This is a genomic window from Methylobacterium sp. B4 (genome assembly GCF_003201865.1).
Taxonomy (GTDB): Bacteria; Pseudomonadota; Alphaproteobacteria; order Rhizobiales; family Beijerinckiaceae; genus Methylobacterium.
Window position 1 is genome coordinate 172,691 of the sequence record NZ_QJJJ01000004.1, and the last position, 16,999, is coordinate 189,689.

Genomic DNA, 16,999 nt, shown 5'->3' on the forward strand with positions numbered 1-16,999 from the left:
CCGCCCCGTCAGCCGAAGGCGCCGACCTCGTGCTGGATGATCCCCGAGATCTCCCGCACCCGCTCGAACATCCGCCGGATCGGCCCGAACAGGGTGTTGTGCTCGGTCTCGTAGGTGCCGACGTCGCGCGGGCCCGGCGGCTCGCCGAAATTGAGGCCGAGCGTCGGGTCGGGCGTGACCGGGAAGACCTCGTCGAGGAGCTGCAGGCAGCCGTCGATGTCGAGGCGCAGGAATCGCTCCAGCAGCGCCTCTCGGGTCAGGCCCGCCTGGGGCCGGAAGCCGGGAATGTGGGCGGCCAGGAACCAGATCCGGTGGATCAGCGAGAGGCGGATCGCGTGGAGCAGGGTCAGCCGGCTCGACATGCTGGCCAGATCCGGCGCCGCGGTCTGGAGCGAGAGCCCGTCCCGGGTGAGCCGCCCGAACAGCCGGCGCAGGTCCGGGGCGAGGTTCAGCCGCTCCAGGGCGGCGGCGATGGTGAGGAGTTCGTCGCGCCGCGCGTCGCGGCGGGTGCGGCGGGCGCGCTCCAGCCATACCGCCGGGTCGAGCGTGTCGATATAGGCGCGCATCACGTCGAGATCGCCGACGCTGGCGGCGTGCTGCACGAGGCGGAAGGCGCGCGAGAACCGCACCGAGTTCGCCCGCATGTGGCGGAACAGCTCCGGCGCCCGGTGGGCGGCGCGGCCGACGCCGTGCAGCGAGTTGGCGAGATAGCCGAGCTGCTGCAGGATCGCGTTGTTGGGGATCGCCCGCATCTGGCGCGGATGGGTGATCGCCGCGGGGCCTCCCCCGTCCGACTGGCGCGCGACGGGCCGCGAGCCGGTGCGGTCGATCAGGCTCGGGCCGAAGGTGCCGAGCAAAGCCGCGTAGCCACGGTCATCCACCAGGGCTTCCATGTCCTGGCGCACGACGCGGAAGAACTCGGCGGCGAAATCGGCCTCCTCGTAGATCGGGTCGGCGCCGGGCGCGGCGGCCTTGCCGTCGTTGAGGGCGTAATCGGCGAAGGCGTCGTCCTCGGTGAGCGTGTCGGCGAAGACGTGCTCGGCGATGCGCGCCACGGAGGCGCCCGCCAGTTCGGGCGAGCCGAACATCAGGTAGCCGTCCGAGCCCTGGAAGCTCGATTCCAGGCGCTCGCGGATGCCCGCGCTCGCGTTGCGCAGGCGGGAATCCTCCGGCGCGAGATAGGCGAGGCGGTCGCGCAAGCTGGTCGGGTGGGCACCCCGGCCGATCGACTCGCCGTGGGTGTCGAAGATCACGAGCTCGATGTCGGACAGCCCGTTCTGCGTCATCAGCTCGGTGATGCGCAGGCGCAGGCGCTCGATCCAGAAGGTGGCCGCGAGCTGGCCGACATAGCGCCCGGAATCCGAGTAGCCGAACTGGACCGAGAGCCGGCCGAGGCGCTTGAGGTGGTTGCGCCAGTGCGGGTTGCGCAGGGCGTCGTCGAGGACGCGGATGCCCTGTTCGAGCGCGCTCGCCGTCTCGAACAGCGGCGTGATCTCCAGCTTGTCCGAGATGCCGTAATGGCGCGCGAGCCAGAGCGCGGCGAGCAGGGTGTAACCGGTCTCGGTCTCGGCGATGAGGAAGCGCACCGGGTGCGTGCCGTCGACATGCTTGAGGATCTGCGTGATCGTCATCATCAGCCGGGCGGCCGAGGCCCGCTCGGCGGCCAGGGCCCCGAAATCGACGGGCACGGGGCGCACGTCGTTGAGCAGGGTGTGGACCGCCGAGAGATGCGAGCGGCGCTGGGCCGCGTCCGTCGGCTCTCCCTCCAGGTCGATCACGCGGCGCACCGCGTTGTGGATCTGGCTGGCGTTGAGCCGGAAATGCGGCAGGGCGTTCGAGAGGCCGTGGGCGGCGACCCCGGAGCGCAGCACCGCGATGGCGCGGCGGTCCGCGTCGGTCTCGGCGGCGCCGATCGCGGCGGCGAGCCCGGCCAGGATCGGCCCGGCATCGGTCTGCGCCCGGTCGCGCTCGATGATGAGGGCGAGGGCGAAGCGGTGGACCGCCTCCAGCGAGGGCTTGGTGCCGAGCAGCGGTGCGCCCGCGAGCTGACGCTCGACGGCGGCGAGCGCCCCCGCGGTCAGCTCCCGCACGACCCGGGTCGCGGGGATGTCGGGCAGGTCGCGCAGAAGCCGGTCGAACTGCATGCGCTTCGAAATCAGCCGGTAGCGCATCGTGTCCCACCAGCCGATATCGGTACGGCCGTCGGTATCGCAGCCGACCCAGCTCGCGATGGCGAGCGGCTTCGGGACCAGCTCGGTCCAGCGGTCCGGCCAGCGCGCGCGCGCGGCGTCGAGGATCGCGGCGTTGAGCCCGTCGATGGCGGCGCGGCCGTGATTGGCGGCGGTACAGGCCTGCTCGAACTCGTCGTCGAGGCTGATCTGCGGGTCGGGCCGGGTCGAGCGGGCGGCGGCCTCGCCGATGAGCGGCGCGCGCGTCTCCGGCTCGGCGACCGAGGCGGCGCGCGCGATCAGGCCGGCCACGGCCCGCGGCATGCCGAAGGTCGGGTGGGCGGTGAACACCGCCGCGAAGGCGGTGCGGCCGACGCGCTCGCGGAACGTCTCGAAGTCGCCCGATCCCCGCGCCGTAGCGGCGACGAGCCGGCCGGCGAGGTCGGCGACGGTCGAGCCCTCGCCCGCGGCGTCCCCGTCGAGGCCGACATAGGCGCGCAGCCGCTCGGCGCGGTCCGCGAGCGCCCGCCGCCGCAGGCCGGCGAGCAGGGCATCGAGGTCCGATTCGCCGATCTCGTCCCGGTCGAGCCGGCGGGTGATGGCCAGCGTCACGGCGAGGACGGGATTGCGGAAGGGATCCTCGCTCGCCTGCTCGCGGGTCTTGGCCACGAGGTCGAGGAGTTCGGCCTCCAGATCGCCGGGGGGCTGTGCGGCGTGTCCGGCCTGGGCCAGCGTCGTCCGGCGGGGCGGGGCGGCGGGCTCGTGCGCCGGGGGGGCGGATCGATCTTCGAGGGGCATCGAACGTTCCTGAGCGTGAGCGGCCGGTGACCGTCGGACGACGACGCGGTTCTCACCCTTCGGCCCGCAACGCAAGGACCGTTCCTCACGGGGGACCCGCCCTGCGCACAGGTGCAACGGCGCGCGAACCGGTCTAGGGTCGGCCCGATCATGGAAACCCTGGTGATCCTGGCCGCCGCGGCGGCGACCCTGCTCGCCTGCCTCTTCGTGGCGACGCTTTCCAAGGGTCCGGGACGGCCGCCCCTCCGCCTCCCCCGGGAGGAGGAGTGGGACGACGACGCCGAGGCGGTCTCGAAGATGCTGACGCCGACCCAGGCCAGTCCGATCGACCGGACGGCGCAGGTGCTCGACGCCCGCACCTCCGCTTTCGAGGCCGGCGCCGGGGACCACGGTCGCCGAGGCGCCGATCCCCGGATCATCGACGGCCACGTGATCGAGGGCGGTCGCGCTGCCGCCGAACCCCGAACCTTCGATCCCGAAGAACTCGATAGCCGGATGCTCGATCAACTTCTCGACCAGCAGAACCGCGAATTGAAGCGCCTGGAGGAGCGGGACGGACCACCGCCCTCCCCCGAAGCCCGGGACCGGACCGCACGATGACGCGGGCCGGCCTGATCGCGGCCGCCGCGGCGGCCTGGATGTCGCTCGCCCCTGCCGCTCGCGCGCAGGAGGAGGCTCCCGCGGTCGCGCCCGAGGAGGCGGCACAGGAAGCGCCCAAGCGCAAGCCGCGGCCCAAGCCGAAACCGAAGCCGCAGGCCAAGCCCCAAGAAAAACCTAGCGAGAAACTTGGCGAGAAACCCGGCGAGAAGCCGGCCGAGAAACCGGCGGAGGCGGGTGCGCCGGAGGCCAAGCCGTCCGCCGCCGGCCCGGCCCGAACCCCGGCTCCCGCATCGCGGCCCGCGCCGGAGGCGCCGACGCCTCCCGCCAATCCGATCCCCGCGGCGGGGTCGGCGATGAACTTCGCCACGCCGCCGGTCGTCTGCGAGCCGGGCCAGGCCGTGCACTATCAGGGCGCCAAGAATGCGGAACTGTGGGTGACGCGCAGCGGCACGATCACCATCGACAACCCGCTGCGCCCGCTCACCCCCGACGTGACCCGCGTGCTGCAGGTCGTCGTCGGCAGCAAGGTGGCCACCGCCTACGGGCCGGACGTGCTGTCGCTGCGCCGCGGCGGTTCCCCCGCCACTCTGGAGGGCACCATCGGCGGCAGGATCCAGTGGGACGCCTCCCTGCTGGCACTGCCCGACAGCCTGCCGATCAACACCGAGACCGGCCAGCCCCTGGCGGAGCTGCGCTTCCACGAATGCGGCACCGCGCCGTCGGCCAAGCTCCTGCCGCCGCCCAAGGCCCGCCGGATGGCCCCCACGCCGGAGGTGGTCGCCGCGGAGGCGGAGAAGGCGGAGAAAGCCGCCAAGGCCGCGGCGAGGGCCGCCGTGAAGCCCGACCGCGCCAAGCCTGCGGCCCGGAATCCGGCCGGGCAAATCGCGCCTCCGGCCGCCGGCCTGCCGCCGCCGCGCGCACCCGGCCTGCAATTGCCGCAGGGGGCGATCCCCTGAGCGAGCCGCCCGCAATCCTCGTGGTGGGCGGGGCCGGCGCCTTCGGGACGCGGCTCGTCGCCGGGCTCGCCGCCGGCACCGACCTGATCGTCCTCGTCGCCGGCCGCGATCTCGCCCGGGCCGAGGCCGTGGCCCGCACCGTGCCGGATGGGCGCGGCCGGGCCCTGCGCCTCGACGCCACCCGGGTGGACGCGGCGCAGCTGCGGGCGCTCGGCGTGCGGATCGTGGTGGATGCGGCCGGTCCGTTCCAGGGCAGCGCCCCGGTGCTCGCCCGCGCGGCCATCGCGGCCGGCCTCCACTACGTCGATCTCGCCGACGGCCGCGACTTCGTGGCGGCCTTCCCCGCCCTCGACGGGGCGGCCAGGGCGGCGGGCGTCGTCGCGCTCACGGGCGCCTCCTCGACGCCGGCCCTGTCGAACGCGGCCCTCGACGCGATCACCGCGGGCTGGCGCTCGGTCGAGACGGTCCGGGTCGCCATCGTGCCGGGAAACCGCGCCCCGCGCGGCCTCTCGGTGATGCGGGCGATCCTCTCCTATGCCGGGCGCCCCGTGCGGGTGCTGCGGGCCGGCGCGTGGCGGAGCGAGCCGGGCTGGGGGCTCTTGCGCCGGATCGCCGTCCCGGGCCTCGGCCGGCGCTTCGCCAGCCTGTGCGAGACGCCCGACCTCGACATCCTGCCCGCGCGCTTGCCTGCCTTGCGCACCGCCCTGTTCCGGGCCGGGCTCGAACTGCCGGCGCTGCATCTGGGCCTCAGCCTCGCGAGCCTGCCGGTGCGCTGGCGGCTGCTGCCCTCGCTCGTGCCGTTCGCCAAGCCCTTTCTGGTCATGGCCGGGTGGTTCGACCGCTTCGGCAGCGATCGCGGCGGGATGAGCGTCGAAGCCCTGGGCCGCGACGCCTCCGGGCGGCCGGCCCGCGCCCTGTGGAGCCTCGTCGCGAAGGCCGGCGACGGGCCGTCCGTCCCGACCCTGCCGGCGCTCGCCGCGATCCGCCGGCTCGCCGATCCGTCCGCCGCACCGATCGCCCCCGGCGCCCGCCCCTGTGTCGGCGTGCTGCCGCTGGCCGCGATCGAGGCGGAGATGGGCCGCCTCGCCATCCGCACCCGCCGCGACCTGGATCATCCCGCGCCGCTGTTCGAGCGGGCGCTCGGCGCTCGCTTCGCGCAGATGCCCGAGGCGGTTCGGGGCCTGCACGCCTCCATGGGCGACGGTGCCTTCCGCGGCCGGGCCGAGGTTCTGCGCGGGCGCGGAATCCTGGTCGCCCTGGTCGCGCTCCTATTCCGATTGCCGCCCGCCATGGCGGACGGATCGATCCGCGTCGCCATCGAGCCCGACCACGACGCGGCCGCGGAGCGCTGGACGCGCTGCTTCCCGGACCGATGCTTCTCCAGCCGCATGGGGCTCGCGGGACCCGAGGGCAGCGGGCTATTGCGCGAGCGCTTCGGCCCGTTCTCGATCGATCTCGCGGTGGAGGCCCACGCGGCGGGGCTCGACATGGCGGTGACGGGCTGGCGGCTCGGGGCCTTGCCCCTGCCGCGGCTTTTGCGGCCGACGACGCGGGCGAGCGAGCGGATCGATGCGCAGGGCCGCTTCCGCTTCGATGTGGCCCTGTTCCTGCCGCTCGTCGGCCTGCTCGTGCATTACCGGGGCTGGCTGGTGCCCGACGACGAGAGACGGGGAGAGGGACCATGACGAACGGGCTGACGGCCGCGCAGGTGATCGACGCCCTCGGGCTGGCACCGCACCCGGAGGGCGGGCACTTTCGCGAGACCTTCCGCGATCCCCGCACGGTCGAGGGGCGCTCGGTCGGCACCGCGATCTACTACCTGCTGGGCGTGGGCGAGACCTCGGCCTGGCACCGGGTGGACGCGGCCGAGATCTGGCATTGGCATGCCGGCGCGCCGATGGTGATCACGATGAGTCCCAACGGCCACGACGCCTCGGCCCACCATCTCGGCCCGGACCTCCTGCGCGGCCAGCGCCCGCAGATCGTGGTGCCGGCGGGCCATTGGCAGACGGCCACGAGCGTCGGCGCCTGGACGCTCGTCGGCTGCACGGTCTCACCCGGCTTCGAGTTCTCGGGCTTCGAGATGGCGCCGGACGACTGGCGCCCGACCCCGCGGAACTGAGGGCGCACCGTTCGGACGGCATCATGCCGCAGAGGTGCGAGGGCGGGATCTCGCGTTGCGGAAACGGGGCGTGGTCGCCCCGGACCCGCGGGGCGGGATACTGCCGGAGACATGGATTGCCGGATCACTCGAACGCGCGCCGCCTGTTCCTCGCCGGGGGCGCCCTCGGCCTCGGCGCTGTCCTGACGGCGGGCCGCAGCGCCGCCGACCCGTCGAAGGAGATCCCGGCCGGACCGACGGGACGGCCGGATCCGCAACTCGAGGAGGAGCCGCCGCTCGCCCCCGCGCAGCGTGTCGGCTGGGCCGTGGTCGGCCTCGGGCATTATGCGCAGGCCTACGTCCTGCCCGCCCTCGCCCGTTCCCGCCGATCGCGGACGGTCGCCCTCGTCTCGGGCAATCCGGAGAAGGCCCGCGGCGTGGCCGCCCGCCACGGGGTGAGCGAGCGGGCGCTCTACGGCTACGACACGATGGAGCGGCTCGCCGACAACCCGGACGTCGCCGTCGTCTACATCGTCACCCCGAACGCCTCGCACCCGGAATTGACCGTGAATGCCTTCGAGGCCGGCAAGCATGTGATCTGCGAGAAGCCGATGGCGAACTCGGCGGCCGAGTGCCAGCGGATGATCGACGCCGCCCGGGCCGCCGACCGCCGGCTGATGATCGCCTACCGGGCGCATTGGGAGCCGCACAACCTGCGCGCCAAGCAGCTGTTCGATGCGGGCGACCTGGGCGCGGTCTGGTTCGCCTCCTCCGACCACCACCGGCCCCTCGACCCGTCGCGGCCCCGCGACCAGTGGCGGGTGAAGCGGGCCGTGGCCGGCGGCGGCTCGCTCGTCGATATCGGCATCTACGCCCTGAACGGCCTGCAATGGTTCTTCGGCGAGAGCCCGAACGCGGTGGCGGCAACGATGCAGGCGCCTCCCGGCGATCCGCGCTTTGCCGAGGTCGAGAACGTCTTCACCGCCGAACTCGCCTTTCCCTCCGGCCGGCGGGCGACGATCTCCTCGGGCTACACCGCGGACAAGAAGCGCATCGACCTGTGGGGCGACCGGCTCGTGGCGACGCTCGACCCGGCCACCGCCTACCAGGGCAACCGCCTCGTCGTCGCGAACGCGAAGAAGGCCGAGGAGGTGCTGACGCAGGAGACGAGCGCGGCCCAGTTCACCGGGGAACTAGATCACTTCTCGCAGGTCGTGGCGGAGGGCGGTGCGGTGCGCACGCCGGGCGAGATGGGCCTGCGCGACATGCGCTTGATCGAGGCCCTCTATCGGGCCGCGCGAGAGCGCCGCTGGCTCGACCTCAACCCGGACATGACCCTGCGCGGGACCTGAACCGGCTCGCGGACGCTTCCCCTCCCGCGGGACAGGAGCCGGAGACACGCCGACCCATGCCGATCCTCATCGCCGCCGCCGTCGCGGTCGCGGGCATTCTCAACACGGTCCAGTCGGGCGCCAACGCGACGCTGAACAAGGCGCTGGGCCAGCCGATCCTGGCCGCGCTCGTCGTGACCGCAGCCAATGTCGCCGTCTACCTCGCCGCCGCGCCCTTCGTCGGGATCGGCTGGCCGGGCAGCCAGCGCTTGGCGGGCGTGCCGTGGTGGGCCTGGCTCGGCGGCCTCATGGGTGCGAGCTACGTGCTCGCCACGATCTTCCTCGCCGAACGGTTGGGCGCAGCCGTCTTCACGGGAATCACGGTCACGGCGGCCATCGTCACCTCGGTCGTGCTCGACCATTTCGGATGGGTGGGCTTTGCCCAGCACACGGCCGATCCCTGGCGCATCCTCGGCTGCGCGCTGATGATCGGCGGTCTCGTTCTCGTCTGCCTGCGCTGACGGGGCGGCGCCTCCGCGGGAGCCGCCCCGCCGGAGCGCGTCACACCGAGGTCGTCCAGTAGGCGCGCGTCGAGGCCGGTCAGCGCCTCCGCGACGCCTTCGCCGCGCGCCGTGCGCACGGCCGCCTCGCGCCACCCGGAGACGAGGCGGGCCACGGCCCGACGCGCTTTTACTAACCGCTCGATCATCGCTGCCTCCTTTGCCGCGCGAAGGATGCGTCGGGCGTCTTCGATGAGTCGAGCGAATTGATTTTACGCAAACGGTGAGAAATACTCACCGCTGGCATCCCGCCCTCGAACCGGAACTCTCGAAGTCGTGAGCGCGCTCAACCCGTCGAACCTCGATCTCGATCTCGTGCGCACCTTCGTCACGATCTGCGAGGCGGGGACCTTCGCCCGCGCCGCCGAGCGGGTCGGGCGCACGCCCTCGGCGGTCAGCCTTCAGGTCAAGCGGCTGGAAGAGCGGCTGGGCCGGGCCCTGTTCCTGCGTCAGCCCCGGGCCGTCGTGCCGACGGCGGACGGCGAGGCGCTGCTCGGCCTCGGTCGGCGCCTGCTCGCGCTGAACGATGAGGTGGTCGCCTTCTTCGATGCGCCGCCGATGGAGGGACGGGTGCGCTTCGGCGCGCCCAACGATTCCGGCCTGTTCGCCCTGCCGGCCATGCTGCGCCGCTTCGCCGCCACTCATCCGCAGGTCGAGGTCGACGTGCGGCTCGACGCGAGCCGCCTTCTCGTGGACGCCGTGGCGGAGGGAGGCCTCGATCTCGTTCTCTACACCGGCCACCTGTCCTCGCAGCGCGCGGCCCAGGTCGTCCATTCGGAGGATCTGGTCTGGATCGGCCTGCGCCGCGGCCTCGCCGAAACGCGCCGCCCCCTGCCGCTGGCGCTCTGCCAGAGCGGCTGCACCTGGCGGGCGGCGGCGCTCGACGCGCTCGATCAAGCGGGCCTGCCCTACCGGGTCGCCTATACCAGCGAGCATTGTCAGGGACAGATCGCGGCGGTGGAGGCCGACCTTGCGGTCGCGCCGCTCCCCCTGAGCGTCGCACGGCCGCCCTTTCAGCGGATCGCGGCATTGCCGCCGCTCGGCAGCTACGACGTGCTGATGCGCCTGCGCGACGGCGCCGGGCCCGCGGCGCGGGCGCTGGCCGGCCACGTGGCCGCGAGCTTCCGCGACGTGCCCGGCCTGGGCAGCCGGCTCTTCGCCTGACGCATCGTCGATGGCCCCCGCGACGGCGGAACGGCGGCCGTCCGCCGGACGGGCGGAACCGGAGCGTCGCTCCCGTCCCGCGCCGCCTGGCATCAGAGCGTGACGAGGATCTTCCCGAACACCTTTCGCGATTCCAGGCGCTCCAGGCCCTGCGCGAAATCGGCGAGCGGCAGCACCGTATCGACGACGGGCGTCAGGCCGGCGGCCATCTTGTCGAGGCTCTCGCGCATGTTGGCGACCCGGCAGCCGAACGAGCCGGTGATGCGGTATTGCTGCTGGAAGAGCTGCATCAGGTTCATCTGCACGGAGACGCCCGAGGTCGAGCCGCAGGTCACGAGCCGTCCGCCCCGCTTCAGGCAGAGCAGCGAGCCGTTCCAGGTCTCGGCGCCGACATGCTCGAACACCACGTCCACGCCCTTGCGCTTGGTCAGCCGCCGCACCTCGCCCTCGAAGCGCTCCTCCCGGTAGTTGACGACGTGGTCGGCGCCGAGCGCGCGGGCCTTCTCGCCCTTCGTGTCGTCGCCCACCGTCGTGTAGACGGTGCAGCCGATCGCCTTGGCCATCTTGATCGCCGCCGTGCCGATGCCGGAGCCGCCGGCATGGACGAGGATCGACTCGCCCGGCTCCAGCCGGGCATTGTCGAACAGCATGTGCTGGACGGTACCGAAGGCGATTCCGGCGCAGGCCGCCTGGACATGGTCGACCCCGGCGGGCACCTTCACCACGAGCCGGGCCGGCATGTTGACCCGCTCGCGGGCGAAGCCGTCGATATGGAAGCCCATGACCCCCGACACGTCCTCGCAGAGGTTGTCGCGGCCCTCCCGGCAGGCGCGGCACTGCCCGCAGGTCAGCGCCCCGTAGGGCACGACGGGATCGCCGACGGACAGGCCCTCGACGCCCTCCCCCACGGCCGCGATCTCGCCCGCGGCCTCGGCGCCAACGGTGAGCGGCAGCCGGCGCTTGGCGAAGGCCATGCCGCGAAAGCCCCACACGTCGATGAAGTTCAGCCCGACCGCGCGCACGCGGATCTGCACCTCGCCCGGCCCCGGCGCGGGCGGCGGCTCGACTTCGGTGAGGCGCAGGTCGCGGTCGCCGAAGAGCTGGAGGGCTTGCATCAGGATCGGTCTCGTCTGCGTCGAAGGTCCGGCACCGCGACGTCGCAGCCGCGGCGGCCGATGCGGCTTATCGGGTGAATCCGGACGCGGCTCAATCCACCTCGCCGGTTTTCCCGCGCGCGCCGCGCCTGCGCAGGAACGGTGCTGCGCTCGGCCGGGCGAGGCCGGGCGATCACCACCGTCGTGACGAGATGTCCGTACGGATGTGTCGTAAATTTCAAAGGATCGATCTTGAAACCGGCCGCTTCGCTGGATTGAGTAAGGGCTCGTTTTCATTCTCGGAACGATGGTCGTCTCGCATTGTGCCGTGCAGATTGATTCGATGATTGCGTCCCATTCCTGCGGTTCGCGCTTGCTCACTCCGGCGCAAAGAAGGCGGCCATGACGCGCGGTCACGGCCTGTCCGAATACTCTTCCGCTGCCTCGTCGTCCCCGGTGCGGGACGAGGCGACGGGCTGGCCCCGTGGCGACAGTGAGATGGCGGCCCGCATCGCTGCCTTCGACTGGTCCGCCACGCCCCTCGGGCCGATCGGGCAATGGCCGCAGAGCCTGCGGAACGCCGTCGATCTGATGATCGGCTCGCCCCAGTTCGCCACCCTCGCCTGGGGGCCGACGCTGACCCTGCTCTACAACGACGCCTGCACCGTCCTGTTCGGGACGCGCCACCCCACGGCGCTCGGGCGGACCTACACCGACGTGTGGCACGTGCAGGGGCCCGAGGATGTGATCGGCGAGACGCTGAGCGGTCGCTCGACCCACTTCGCCGATCAGTTCCTGGACGTGCCCTCCAGGGTCGAGCAGCCCGTCGGCTGGTTCACGGGAAGCCGGACGCCGCTGCGGGACGAGAACGGCGTGATCACCGGCTTCTACGTCACCAGCTTCGAGACCACCGAGCGCGTCCTGGCCGAGCGTGCCCAGGCCGTGCGGGAAGGGCAGCAAGCCTTTCTTCTGAAGCTCTCCGACACGTTGCGTCCCCTCTCCGACCCTTACGCGATCCAGAGGGAGGCGTGCCGACTGCTCGGCGCGCATCTCGATGTCGATTACGCCTACTACGTGCAAGTCGACGAGAGGGCCGGCTTCGCCGTCATCGACCAGGATTTCGTCCGCGGCGATCGCGCGTCACTCGCCCGGACCTACCCGCTGTCCGAAATCGCCTGGACGATCCCGATCTACAAGCAGGGCCGACCGATCGTCGTGCCGGACGTGGCGCGCCTCGAAGGGGTGCCGGACCAGATCCGGCCCGCGATCGAAGCGCGGGGGCTTCTGGCCTGGATCGGCGCGCCGCTGGTCAAGCACGGCGAACTGGCTGGGGCGCTCAACGTGATGAGCGGCGTCCCGCGGGCCTGGAGCGAAGCCGACGTGACGCTGGTGAGCGAGACCGGCGAGCGCATCTGGGCGGCGATCGAGCGGGCCCGCGCGGAGCGCGCGGCGCGGGAGGCCGACACCCGTCTGCGCACCATGGCCGATGCGGCGCCGGTCCTGATGTGGGACTTCGATTCGAGCGGCATCGTCTTCGCCAACGAGCATTATCTCCACTTCGCCGGGGCGACGCTCGACACCATTGCGGGACGCGGTTGGGAAAAGCTGCTGCATCCCGACGATGCCGAGGCCCACAACGCCGCCTTCGACGAGGCATTCCGGGCCCGCCGCCCCTTCACCTACGAAGTCCGCGCCCGCCGCGCGGACGGTCAGTACCGCTGGCTGAGCACGTCCGGCCGGCCGCTGGGCCGGGACCGCTTCGTCGGCGTCTCGATCGACATCACCGAGCGGCGCCGGGCCGAGGAGCGGCTCAGGCGCAACAACGCGATCCTCCAGGCGATCAACCTCGTCTTCAGCGAGACCCTGGGCGCCTCCTCCGAGGAGGAGCTGGCACGCATCTCCCTGCACGTGGCCGAGAACCTGACGGGCAGCACCATCGGCTTCCTGGGCGAGATCGACGAGGCGACCGAGCGCCTGGGCCGCCTCCACTTCAGCGATCGGAGCCGGGTGGAACACGCCGCGCGCCGTGGGGAGGGCGCGGCCGATCTCCCGCCGGGCCAAGCGGAACTCGGGCTCGCGATCCACGGCATCTACGGACGCGTGCTTCGAGAGGGCCGGGGCCTGATTGTCAACGATCCCGCCGCCGACCCCGATCGCGTCGGCACGCCGCCGGGCCACCTGCCGCTGCGCGCCTTCCTCGGCGTACCGCTGAAACAGGGCGGGCAGGTCCGGGGCATGATGGGACTGGGCAACCGCGAGGGCGGCTACCGGCCGGAGGATCTGGAGGCGGCCGAGACGCTGGCGCCGGCGATCTGGAACGCGCTGCGCAGCAAGCGGTCCGAGCTGCAACTGCGCGACAGCGAGGCGCGATTCCGACAATTCGCGGATGCCTCCTCCGAAGTCTTGTGGATTCGCAACGCCGACACGCTCGAGATGGAGTTCGTCAGCCAAGCGCTCCGCACCGTCTACGGCATCGACCCGGACATTCTTGGACGCGACATCCGCAACTGGGGCGTCCACATGGTACCGGAGGATCGCGAGCGCGCCTTCCAGAACCTGTACAGGGTGCGCGGCGGCGAGTCCGTGGTGAACGAGTTCCGTGTCATGCGCCCGAGCGACGGCGCCTTCCGCTGGATCCGCAGCAACCTCTTCCCGCTGCGCGACGAGCAGGGCCAGGTGCGGCGCATCGGCGGACTGTCCGCCGACACGACCGAGGCCAAGCTGCAGGTCGAGCACCAAGCGGTGCTGCTGGCCGAATTGCAGCACCGGGTGCGCAACATCATGGCGATGATGCGCGCGATCGTCGCCCGCACCGGCGATCATGCCGAGACGGTTCCCGATTATGCCGCGCTGCTGGAAGGGCGGGTGCTGACGCTGGCGCGGGTCCAGGCCCTGCTCACCCGTGCGGCCGGGGCGGGCGTGCCCGTGGCGGCCATCGTCCACGACGAGGTGAGCGCGCAGGCCCTGCGCGCGGAGCAGTATGCGCTGTCCGGCCCGGAGATCGAGCTGTCGCCCAAGGCGGCCGAGATCCTGACGCTGGCCGTCCACGAACTCGCGACCAACGCCCTCAAATACGGCGCCCTGTCGGCGCCCGACGGGTGCGTTCGGGTGAACTGGGCGACCTTCCCCGAGGGCGGGGAAACCTGGCTCGGCTTCGACTGGTCCGAGGACGGCGCGCCGGAGGCCGACCGGTCCCGGGCCGATCCGGTCCCGGGCCGGCGCGGCTTCGGCCGCGAGCTGATCGAGGGCCGGCTGCCCTACGAGCTGGCCGGCCGCGCCCGCCTCGAAATCGGCCCGGGCGGCGCCCGCTGCCGCCTGGAATTTCCGCTGCGCTCCGGTCCCAGCATCCTGGACACGGATGCTCCCCAGCGCGCGAGGGTGTACGGAGGATCGCTCGATATGACCGGCAAGGCAGACCTGAGCGGCCACCGCGTCCTCGTGGTGGAGGACGATTACTACCTCGCCACCGACACGGCGCGGGCGCTCCAGGGCGCGGGCGCCCAGGTCGTCGGCCCCTGCCCGAACGAGGAGGCGGCCCGCGCGGCGCTGGCGGATGCGGGACCGACCGCCGCCCTGATCGACATCAACCTGGGCTCGGGGCCGTCCTTCATTCTGGCCCACCTGCTCCGGCAGCGGAACGTGCCCTTCGTCTTCGTCACCGGCTACGACGAGGGCGTGATCCCGCAAGAATTCTCCGACGTGGAGCGCCTGCAGAAGCCGGTCGAGCTGTGGCGCGTGGTCAAGTTCCTGGCGGAGACCCTGCGCGCATCCTGAGCCTCAATCCCGGAGCGGGGGCACCGGCGCCCAATCAGTCCGGCGCCCCGTCAGTCCGGCGCCCCGTCAGTCCGGCGTCAGGTAGCGCCGCCGCGCCCAGCCGAGCGTTCGCTCGAACCGCACCCGGCACCATGTCAGCCCGCTCGGCGTGTCGCTGGTGCAGCCGAAGCCGAGCACCCGGCGCCCGACCGGCACCTGCCCCAGGGCCGGCGCCGCGGCATCCGGCGCCTCCCGGATGGTGAGGGTGTCGTCGCGCGCCAGACCTTCGACCCGGTAGCTCTCCGCCGCGCCGGCCTCCGCTGCCAGAAGCAGGGCCAGCGCGGCGGACGATGTGAGGAGGCGGGTCATCGCACGGTGCGGCTCAGCTGCGGTGGATGCCCATCATCGCGGTCAGCCCGCCATCGACCGGCAGCACCGCCCCGGTGACGTAGGCGCCGCCCTCCCCCATCAGGAAGGCGGCCACCGCCGCGACCTCCTCCGGCGCCGCGAAGCGCCCGAGCGGGATCTGGCGCTCGATGCCGGCGCGGTGGCTGGCGTAGGGAGCCATCATCTCCGTGTCGATGAAGCCCGGCGCGATCACGTTGACGGTCACGCCGCGCTTGGCCGACTCGATGGCGAGCGTGCGGCAATAGGCGATGAGCGCACCCTTGGTCGCCGCGTAGGCCGCGTTGCCGGCATTGGCCTGGAGCGCGGCCACCGAGCCGATGGCGACGATGCGCCCCGCCCGCGCGCGGATCATGCCGCGCACCAGCGCCTTGGCGATCCGGGTCAGCGACCAGAAGTTCACCTGCATCGCCGCCTCGGCCCGGTCCTGGTCGAGCATGGCCGCAAGCGCGTCCGCCGATTGTCCGGCATTGTGGACGTAGCCGTAATAGCCCTCGCCCTCCGCCGTCTCGCAGAAGACCTCGACCGCGGCACGGTCCGACAGGTCGAGGCGGCGGGCCTGGAACCGGCCCTCGCCGTGCGCCCGCGCCAGCTCGGCGGCCAGGGCCTCGGCACGCTCGGGCGAGGAGCGGTAGGTGAAGGTCACGTCGTGGCCCGCCGCGGCCAGCGCCCGCACGGTGGCCGCACCGAGGCCCGAGGCGCCGCCGACGACGAGGACGGCTTTTCTCTCGCCGCTCATTCCAGCGCTCATGCCGGCTCGTCTCCCAGGACGAGGCAGGTGTTCTGCCCGCCAAAGCCGAAGGAATTCGACAGGACCCGCGACACCGGCACGTCCCGCGCGGTTCCCACCACGTCGAGGAGCAGGGCCGGGTCCGGTACCGCGTAGTTGATGGTGGGCGGGATGCGCCCGTGCCGGATGGTGAGGAGCGAGACCACCGCCTCGATGGCGCCGGCTGCGGTCAGGGTGTGGCCGATCATCGACTTGTTGGAGGAGATCGGCAGCCGGCTCACCCGCTCGCCGAACACCGCCGAGCAGCCGAGCGCCTCCATCTTGTCGTTCTCCGGCGTCGAGGTGCCGTGGGCGTTGACGTGGTCGATCGCGTCCGGCGCGAGGCCGGCATCGTCGAGCGCCGCGCGCATCGCGGCGATGACCGGCGCGCCGTCCGGGCTGGAGCGGGTGCGGTGGAAGCCGTCGCCTTTCTCGCCGCAGCCGAGAACGTAGCCGAGGATCGTCGCCCCGCGCGCCCGGGCGGATTCGGCGCTTTCCAGGACCAGCGCGGCGGCGCCCTCGCCCATGACGAAGCCGTCGCGGTTCTTCGAGAACGGCTTCGAGGCGCCCTCGGGCGGATCGTTCTGCGTCGAGAGCGCGGAGAGCAGCGAGAAGCGGATCAGCGATTCCGGATTCACCGAGCCGTCCGTGCCGATGCAGAGCGCGGCCTCCATCTCGCCCCGGCGGATCGCCTCGACGCCGAGCTGGATCGCCGTCGCCCCCGAGGAGCAGGCGGTCGAGAGCGAGATCGGCGAGCCCTTCGTGCCGAAGCGGTCGGCGATGCGGTCGGCCACGGTGCCGAAGATGAACAGGTCGTGCCACGCGTCGAAGCGGCGGCTCGCGGCGGCGCGCTGGAGACCCCCATAGGTCACCTCGTCCGGCTCGCCCGCCGCCTCGGCCAACGCCTGGCGCTGCGGCCATTCCATCTCGACGGGGGGCACCGCCACGAACAGGCCGCCGGGAAAGCGTGCGCCGATGCCCGACTGCGCGACCGCCTCCTCGGCGGCCACCGTGGCGAAGCGCTCCGAGAGGAGCGGCGCCACCAGCGGATCGGTGTCGAGGAAATCCACCGTGCCGGCGATGCGGGTGCGCAGGCCCTCGGTGGGGAAGCGGGCGATGCTGCGGATGCCGGAGCGGCCGGCGGTCAGGGCGTCCCAGTTCTCGGCCGCGCCGCGGCCCAGCGAGGTCACGATGCCGACGCCCGTCACCGCGACGAGCGGGCGCCCTTGGGCATCGTGGGTGGACGAGGAACGGGGTGCGGACATCGAACGCCTTCAATCATCCTTTCGCCGGTCACGCA

Annotated in this window: 13 protein-coding genes; 8 read left to right on the plus strand and 5 right to left on the minus strand. The window is 72.5% G+C overall.

The features are described 5' to 3' along the window. Nucleotides 1–8: 8 nt before the first annotated feature. Nucleotides 9–2,966, minus strand: coding sequence for a phosphoenolpyruvate carboxylase (locus tag BY998_RS08015; protein WP_110351112.1), 2,958 nt, complete (start codon nucleotides 2,964–2,966; stop codon nucleotides 9–11). A gap of 150 nt (nucleotides 2,967–3,116) precedes the next feature. On the opposite strand from BY998_RS08015, the gene BY998_RS08020 reads away from it, so the two are divergent. From BY998_RS08020 to BY998_RS08050, 7 genes are all read left to right on the plus strand, one after another. After that, nucleotides 3,117–3,566, plus strand: a complete 450-nt coding sequence (locus BY998_RS08020) for a hypothetical protein (RefSeq protein WP_110351113.1) — start codon at nucleotides 3,117–3,119, stop codon at nucleotides 3,564–3,566. Continuing rightward, the gene (locus BY998_RS08025) at nucleotides 3,563–4,522 is read left to right on the plus strand and encodes a hypothetical protein (protein ID WP_110351114.1); all 960 of its coding nucleotides are present in this window, start codon (nucleotides 3,563–3,565) and stop codon (nucleotides 4,520–4,522) included. The genes BY998_RS08020 and BY998_RS08025 overlap by 4 nt, the downstream gene beginning before the upstream one ends. Before the next feature lie 23 nt (nucleotides 4,523–4,545). Beyond that, entirely contained in the window at nucleotides 4,546–6,207 is a 1,662-nt protein-coding gene (locus tag BY998_RS08030) for an SDR family oxidoreductase (protein WP_245421521.1), read from the plus strand. Then, a complete protein-coding gene (locus BY998_RS08035) occupies nucleotides 6,204–6,644 on the plus strand; it encodes a cupin domain-containing protein (RefSeq protein ID WP_110351116.1) in 441 nt (146 codons plus the stop codon). The genes BY998_RS08030 and BY998_RS08035 overlap by 4 nt, the downstream gene beginning before the upstream one ends. A gap of 116 nt (nucleotides 6,645–6,760) precedes the next feature. Then, nucleotides 6,761–7,975 carry a Gfo/Idh/MocA family oxidoreductase gene (locus BY998_RS08040; RefSeq protein ID WP_245421522.1) on the plus strand — a complete coding sequence of 405 codons (1,215 nt, stop codon included), beginning with the start codon at nucleotides 6,761–6,763 and terminating at the stop codon, nucleotides 7,973–7,975. A gap of 56 nt (nucleotides 7,976–8,031) precedes the next feature. After that, entirely contained in the window at nucleotides 8,032–8,475 is a 444-nt protein-coding gene (locus tag BY998_RS08045; protein WP_110351118.1) for a DMT family transporter, read from the plus strand. Between the two features lie 315 nt (nucleotides 8,476–8,790). Next, complete coding sequence (locus tag BY998_RS08050) at nucleotides 8,791–9,678, plus strand: LysR substrate-binding domain-containing protein (protein WP_110351119.1); 888 nt, start codon at nucleotides 8,791–8,793, stop codon at nucleotides 9,676–9,678. A gap of 92 nt (nucleotides 9,679–9,770) precedes the next feature. Here the strand turns inward: BY998_RS08050 and BY998_RS08055 are convergent, their stop codons facing one another. Then, on the minus strand, nucleotides 9,771–10,793 hold the full coding sequence (locus tag BY998_RS08055) for a zinc-binding dehydrogenase (RefSeq protein ID WP_110351120.1): 1,023 nt from the start codon (nucleotides 10,791–10,793) through the stop codon (nucleotides 9,771–9,773). Between the two features lie 381 nt (nucleotides 10,794–11,174). On the opposite strand from BY998_RS08055, the gene BY998_RS08060 reads away from it, so the two are divergent. Further along, nucleotides 11,175–14,546, plus strand: a complete 3,372-nt coding sequence (locus BY998_RS08060) for a GAF domain-containing protein (RefSeq protein WP_245421523.1) — start codon at nucleotides 11,175–11,177, stop codon at nucleotides 14,544–14,546. A 66-nt stretch (nucleotides 14,547–14,612) separates the two neighbouring features. On the opposite strand, the gene BY998_RS08065 is transcribed toward BY998_RS08060, so the two are convergent. The 3 genes from BY998_RS08065 to BY998_RS08075 are packed head-to-tail and all read right to left on the minus strand — an operon-like array spanning nucleotide 14,613 to nucleotide 16,964. After that, the gene (locus BY998_RS08065; protein WP_110351122.1) at nucleotides 14,613–14,894 is read right to left on the minus strand and encodes an SH3 domain-containing protein; all 282 of its coding nucleotides are present in this window, start codon (nucleotides 14,892–14,894) and stop codon (nucleotides 14,613–14,615) included. Nucleotides 14,895–14,907: 13 nt separating this feature from the next. Continuing rightward, nucleotides 14,908–15,681: an SDR family oxidoreductase gene (locus tag BY998_RS08070; protein ID WP_110351123.1), complete on the minus strand. Its 774-nt coding sequence runs from the start codon at nucleotides 15,679–15,681 to the stop codon at nucleotides 14,908–14,910. Then, a complete protein-coding gene (locus BY998_RS08075; protein ID WP_110351124.1) occupies nucleotides 15,678–16,964 on the minus strand; it encodes a beta-ketoacyl-ACP synthase in 1,287 nt (428 codons plus the stop codon). The genes BY998_RS08070 and BY998_RS08075 overlap by 4 nt, the downstream gene beginning before the upstream one ends. Nucleotides 16,965–16,999 lie beyond the last annotated feature (35 nt).

Coding starts and splice junctions, on each gene's coding strand:
- BY998_RS08015 (WP_110351112.1), bottom strand. CDS start 2,966: ATGCCCCTCGAAGATCGATCCGCCCCCCCGGCGCACGAGCCCGCCGCC.
- BY998_RS08020 (WP_110351113.1), top strand. CDS start 3,117: ATGGAAACCCTGGTGATCCTGGCCGCCGCGGCGGCGACCCTGCTCGCC.
- BY998_RS08025 (WP_110351114.1), top strand. CDS start 3,563: ATGACGCGGGCCGGCCTGATCGCGGCCGCCGCGGCGGCCTGGATGTCG.
- BY998_RS08035 (WP_110351116.1), top strand. CDS start 6,204: ATGACGAACGGGCTGACGGCCGCGCAGGTGATCGACGCCCTCGGGCTG.
- BY998_RS08045 (WP_110351118.1), top strand. CDS start 8,032: ATGCCGATCCTCATCGCCGCCGCCGTCGCGGTCGCGGGCATTCTCAAC.
- BY998_RS08055 (WP_110351120.1), bottom strand. CDS start 10,793: ATGCAAGCCCTCCAGCTCTTCGGCGACCGCGACCTGCGCCTCACCGAA.
- BY998_RS08060 (WP_245421523.1), top strand. CDS start 11,175: ATGACGCGCGGTCACGGCCTGTCCGAATACTCTTCCGCTGCCTCGTCG.
- BY998_RS08065 (WP_110351122.1), bottom strand. CDS start 14,894: ATGACCCGCCTCCTCACATCGTCCGCCGCGCTGGCCCTGCTTCTGGCA.
- BY998_RS08070 (WP_110351123.1), bottom strand. CDS start 15,681: ATGAGCGCTGGAATGAGCGGCGAGAGAAAAGCCGTCCTCGTCGTCGGC.
- BY998_RS08075 (WP_110351124.1), bottom strand. CDS start 16,964: ATGTCCGCACCCCGTTCCTCGTCCACCCACGATGCCCAAGGGCGCCCG.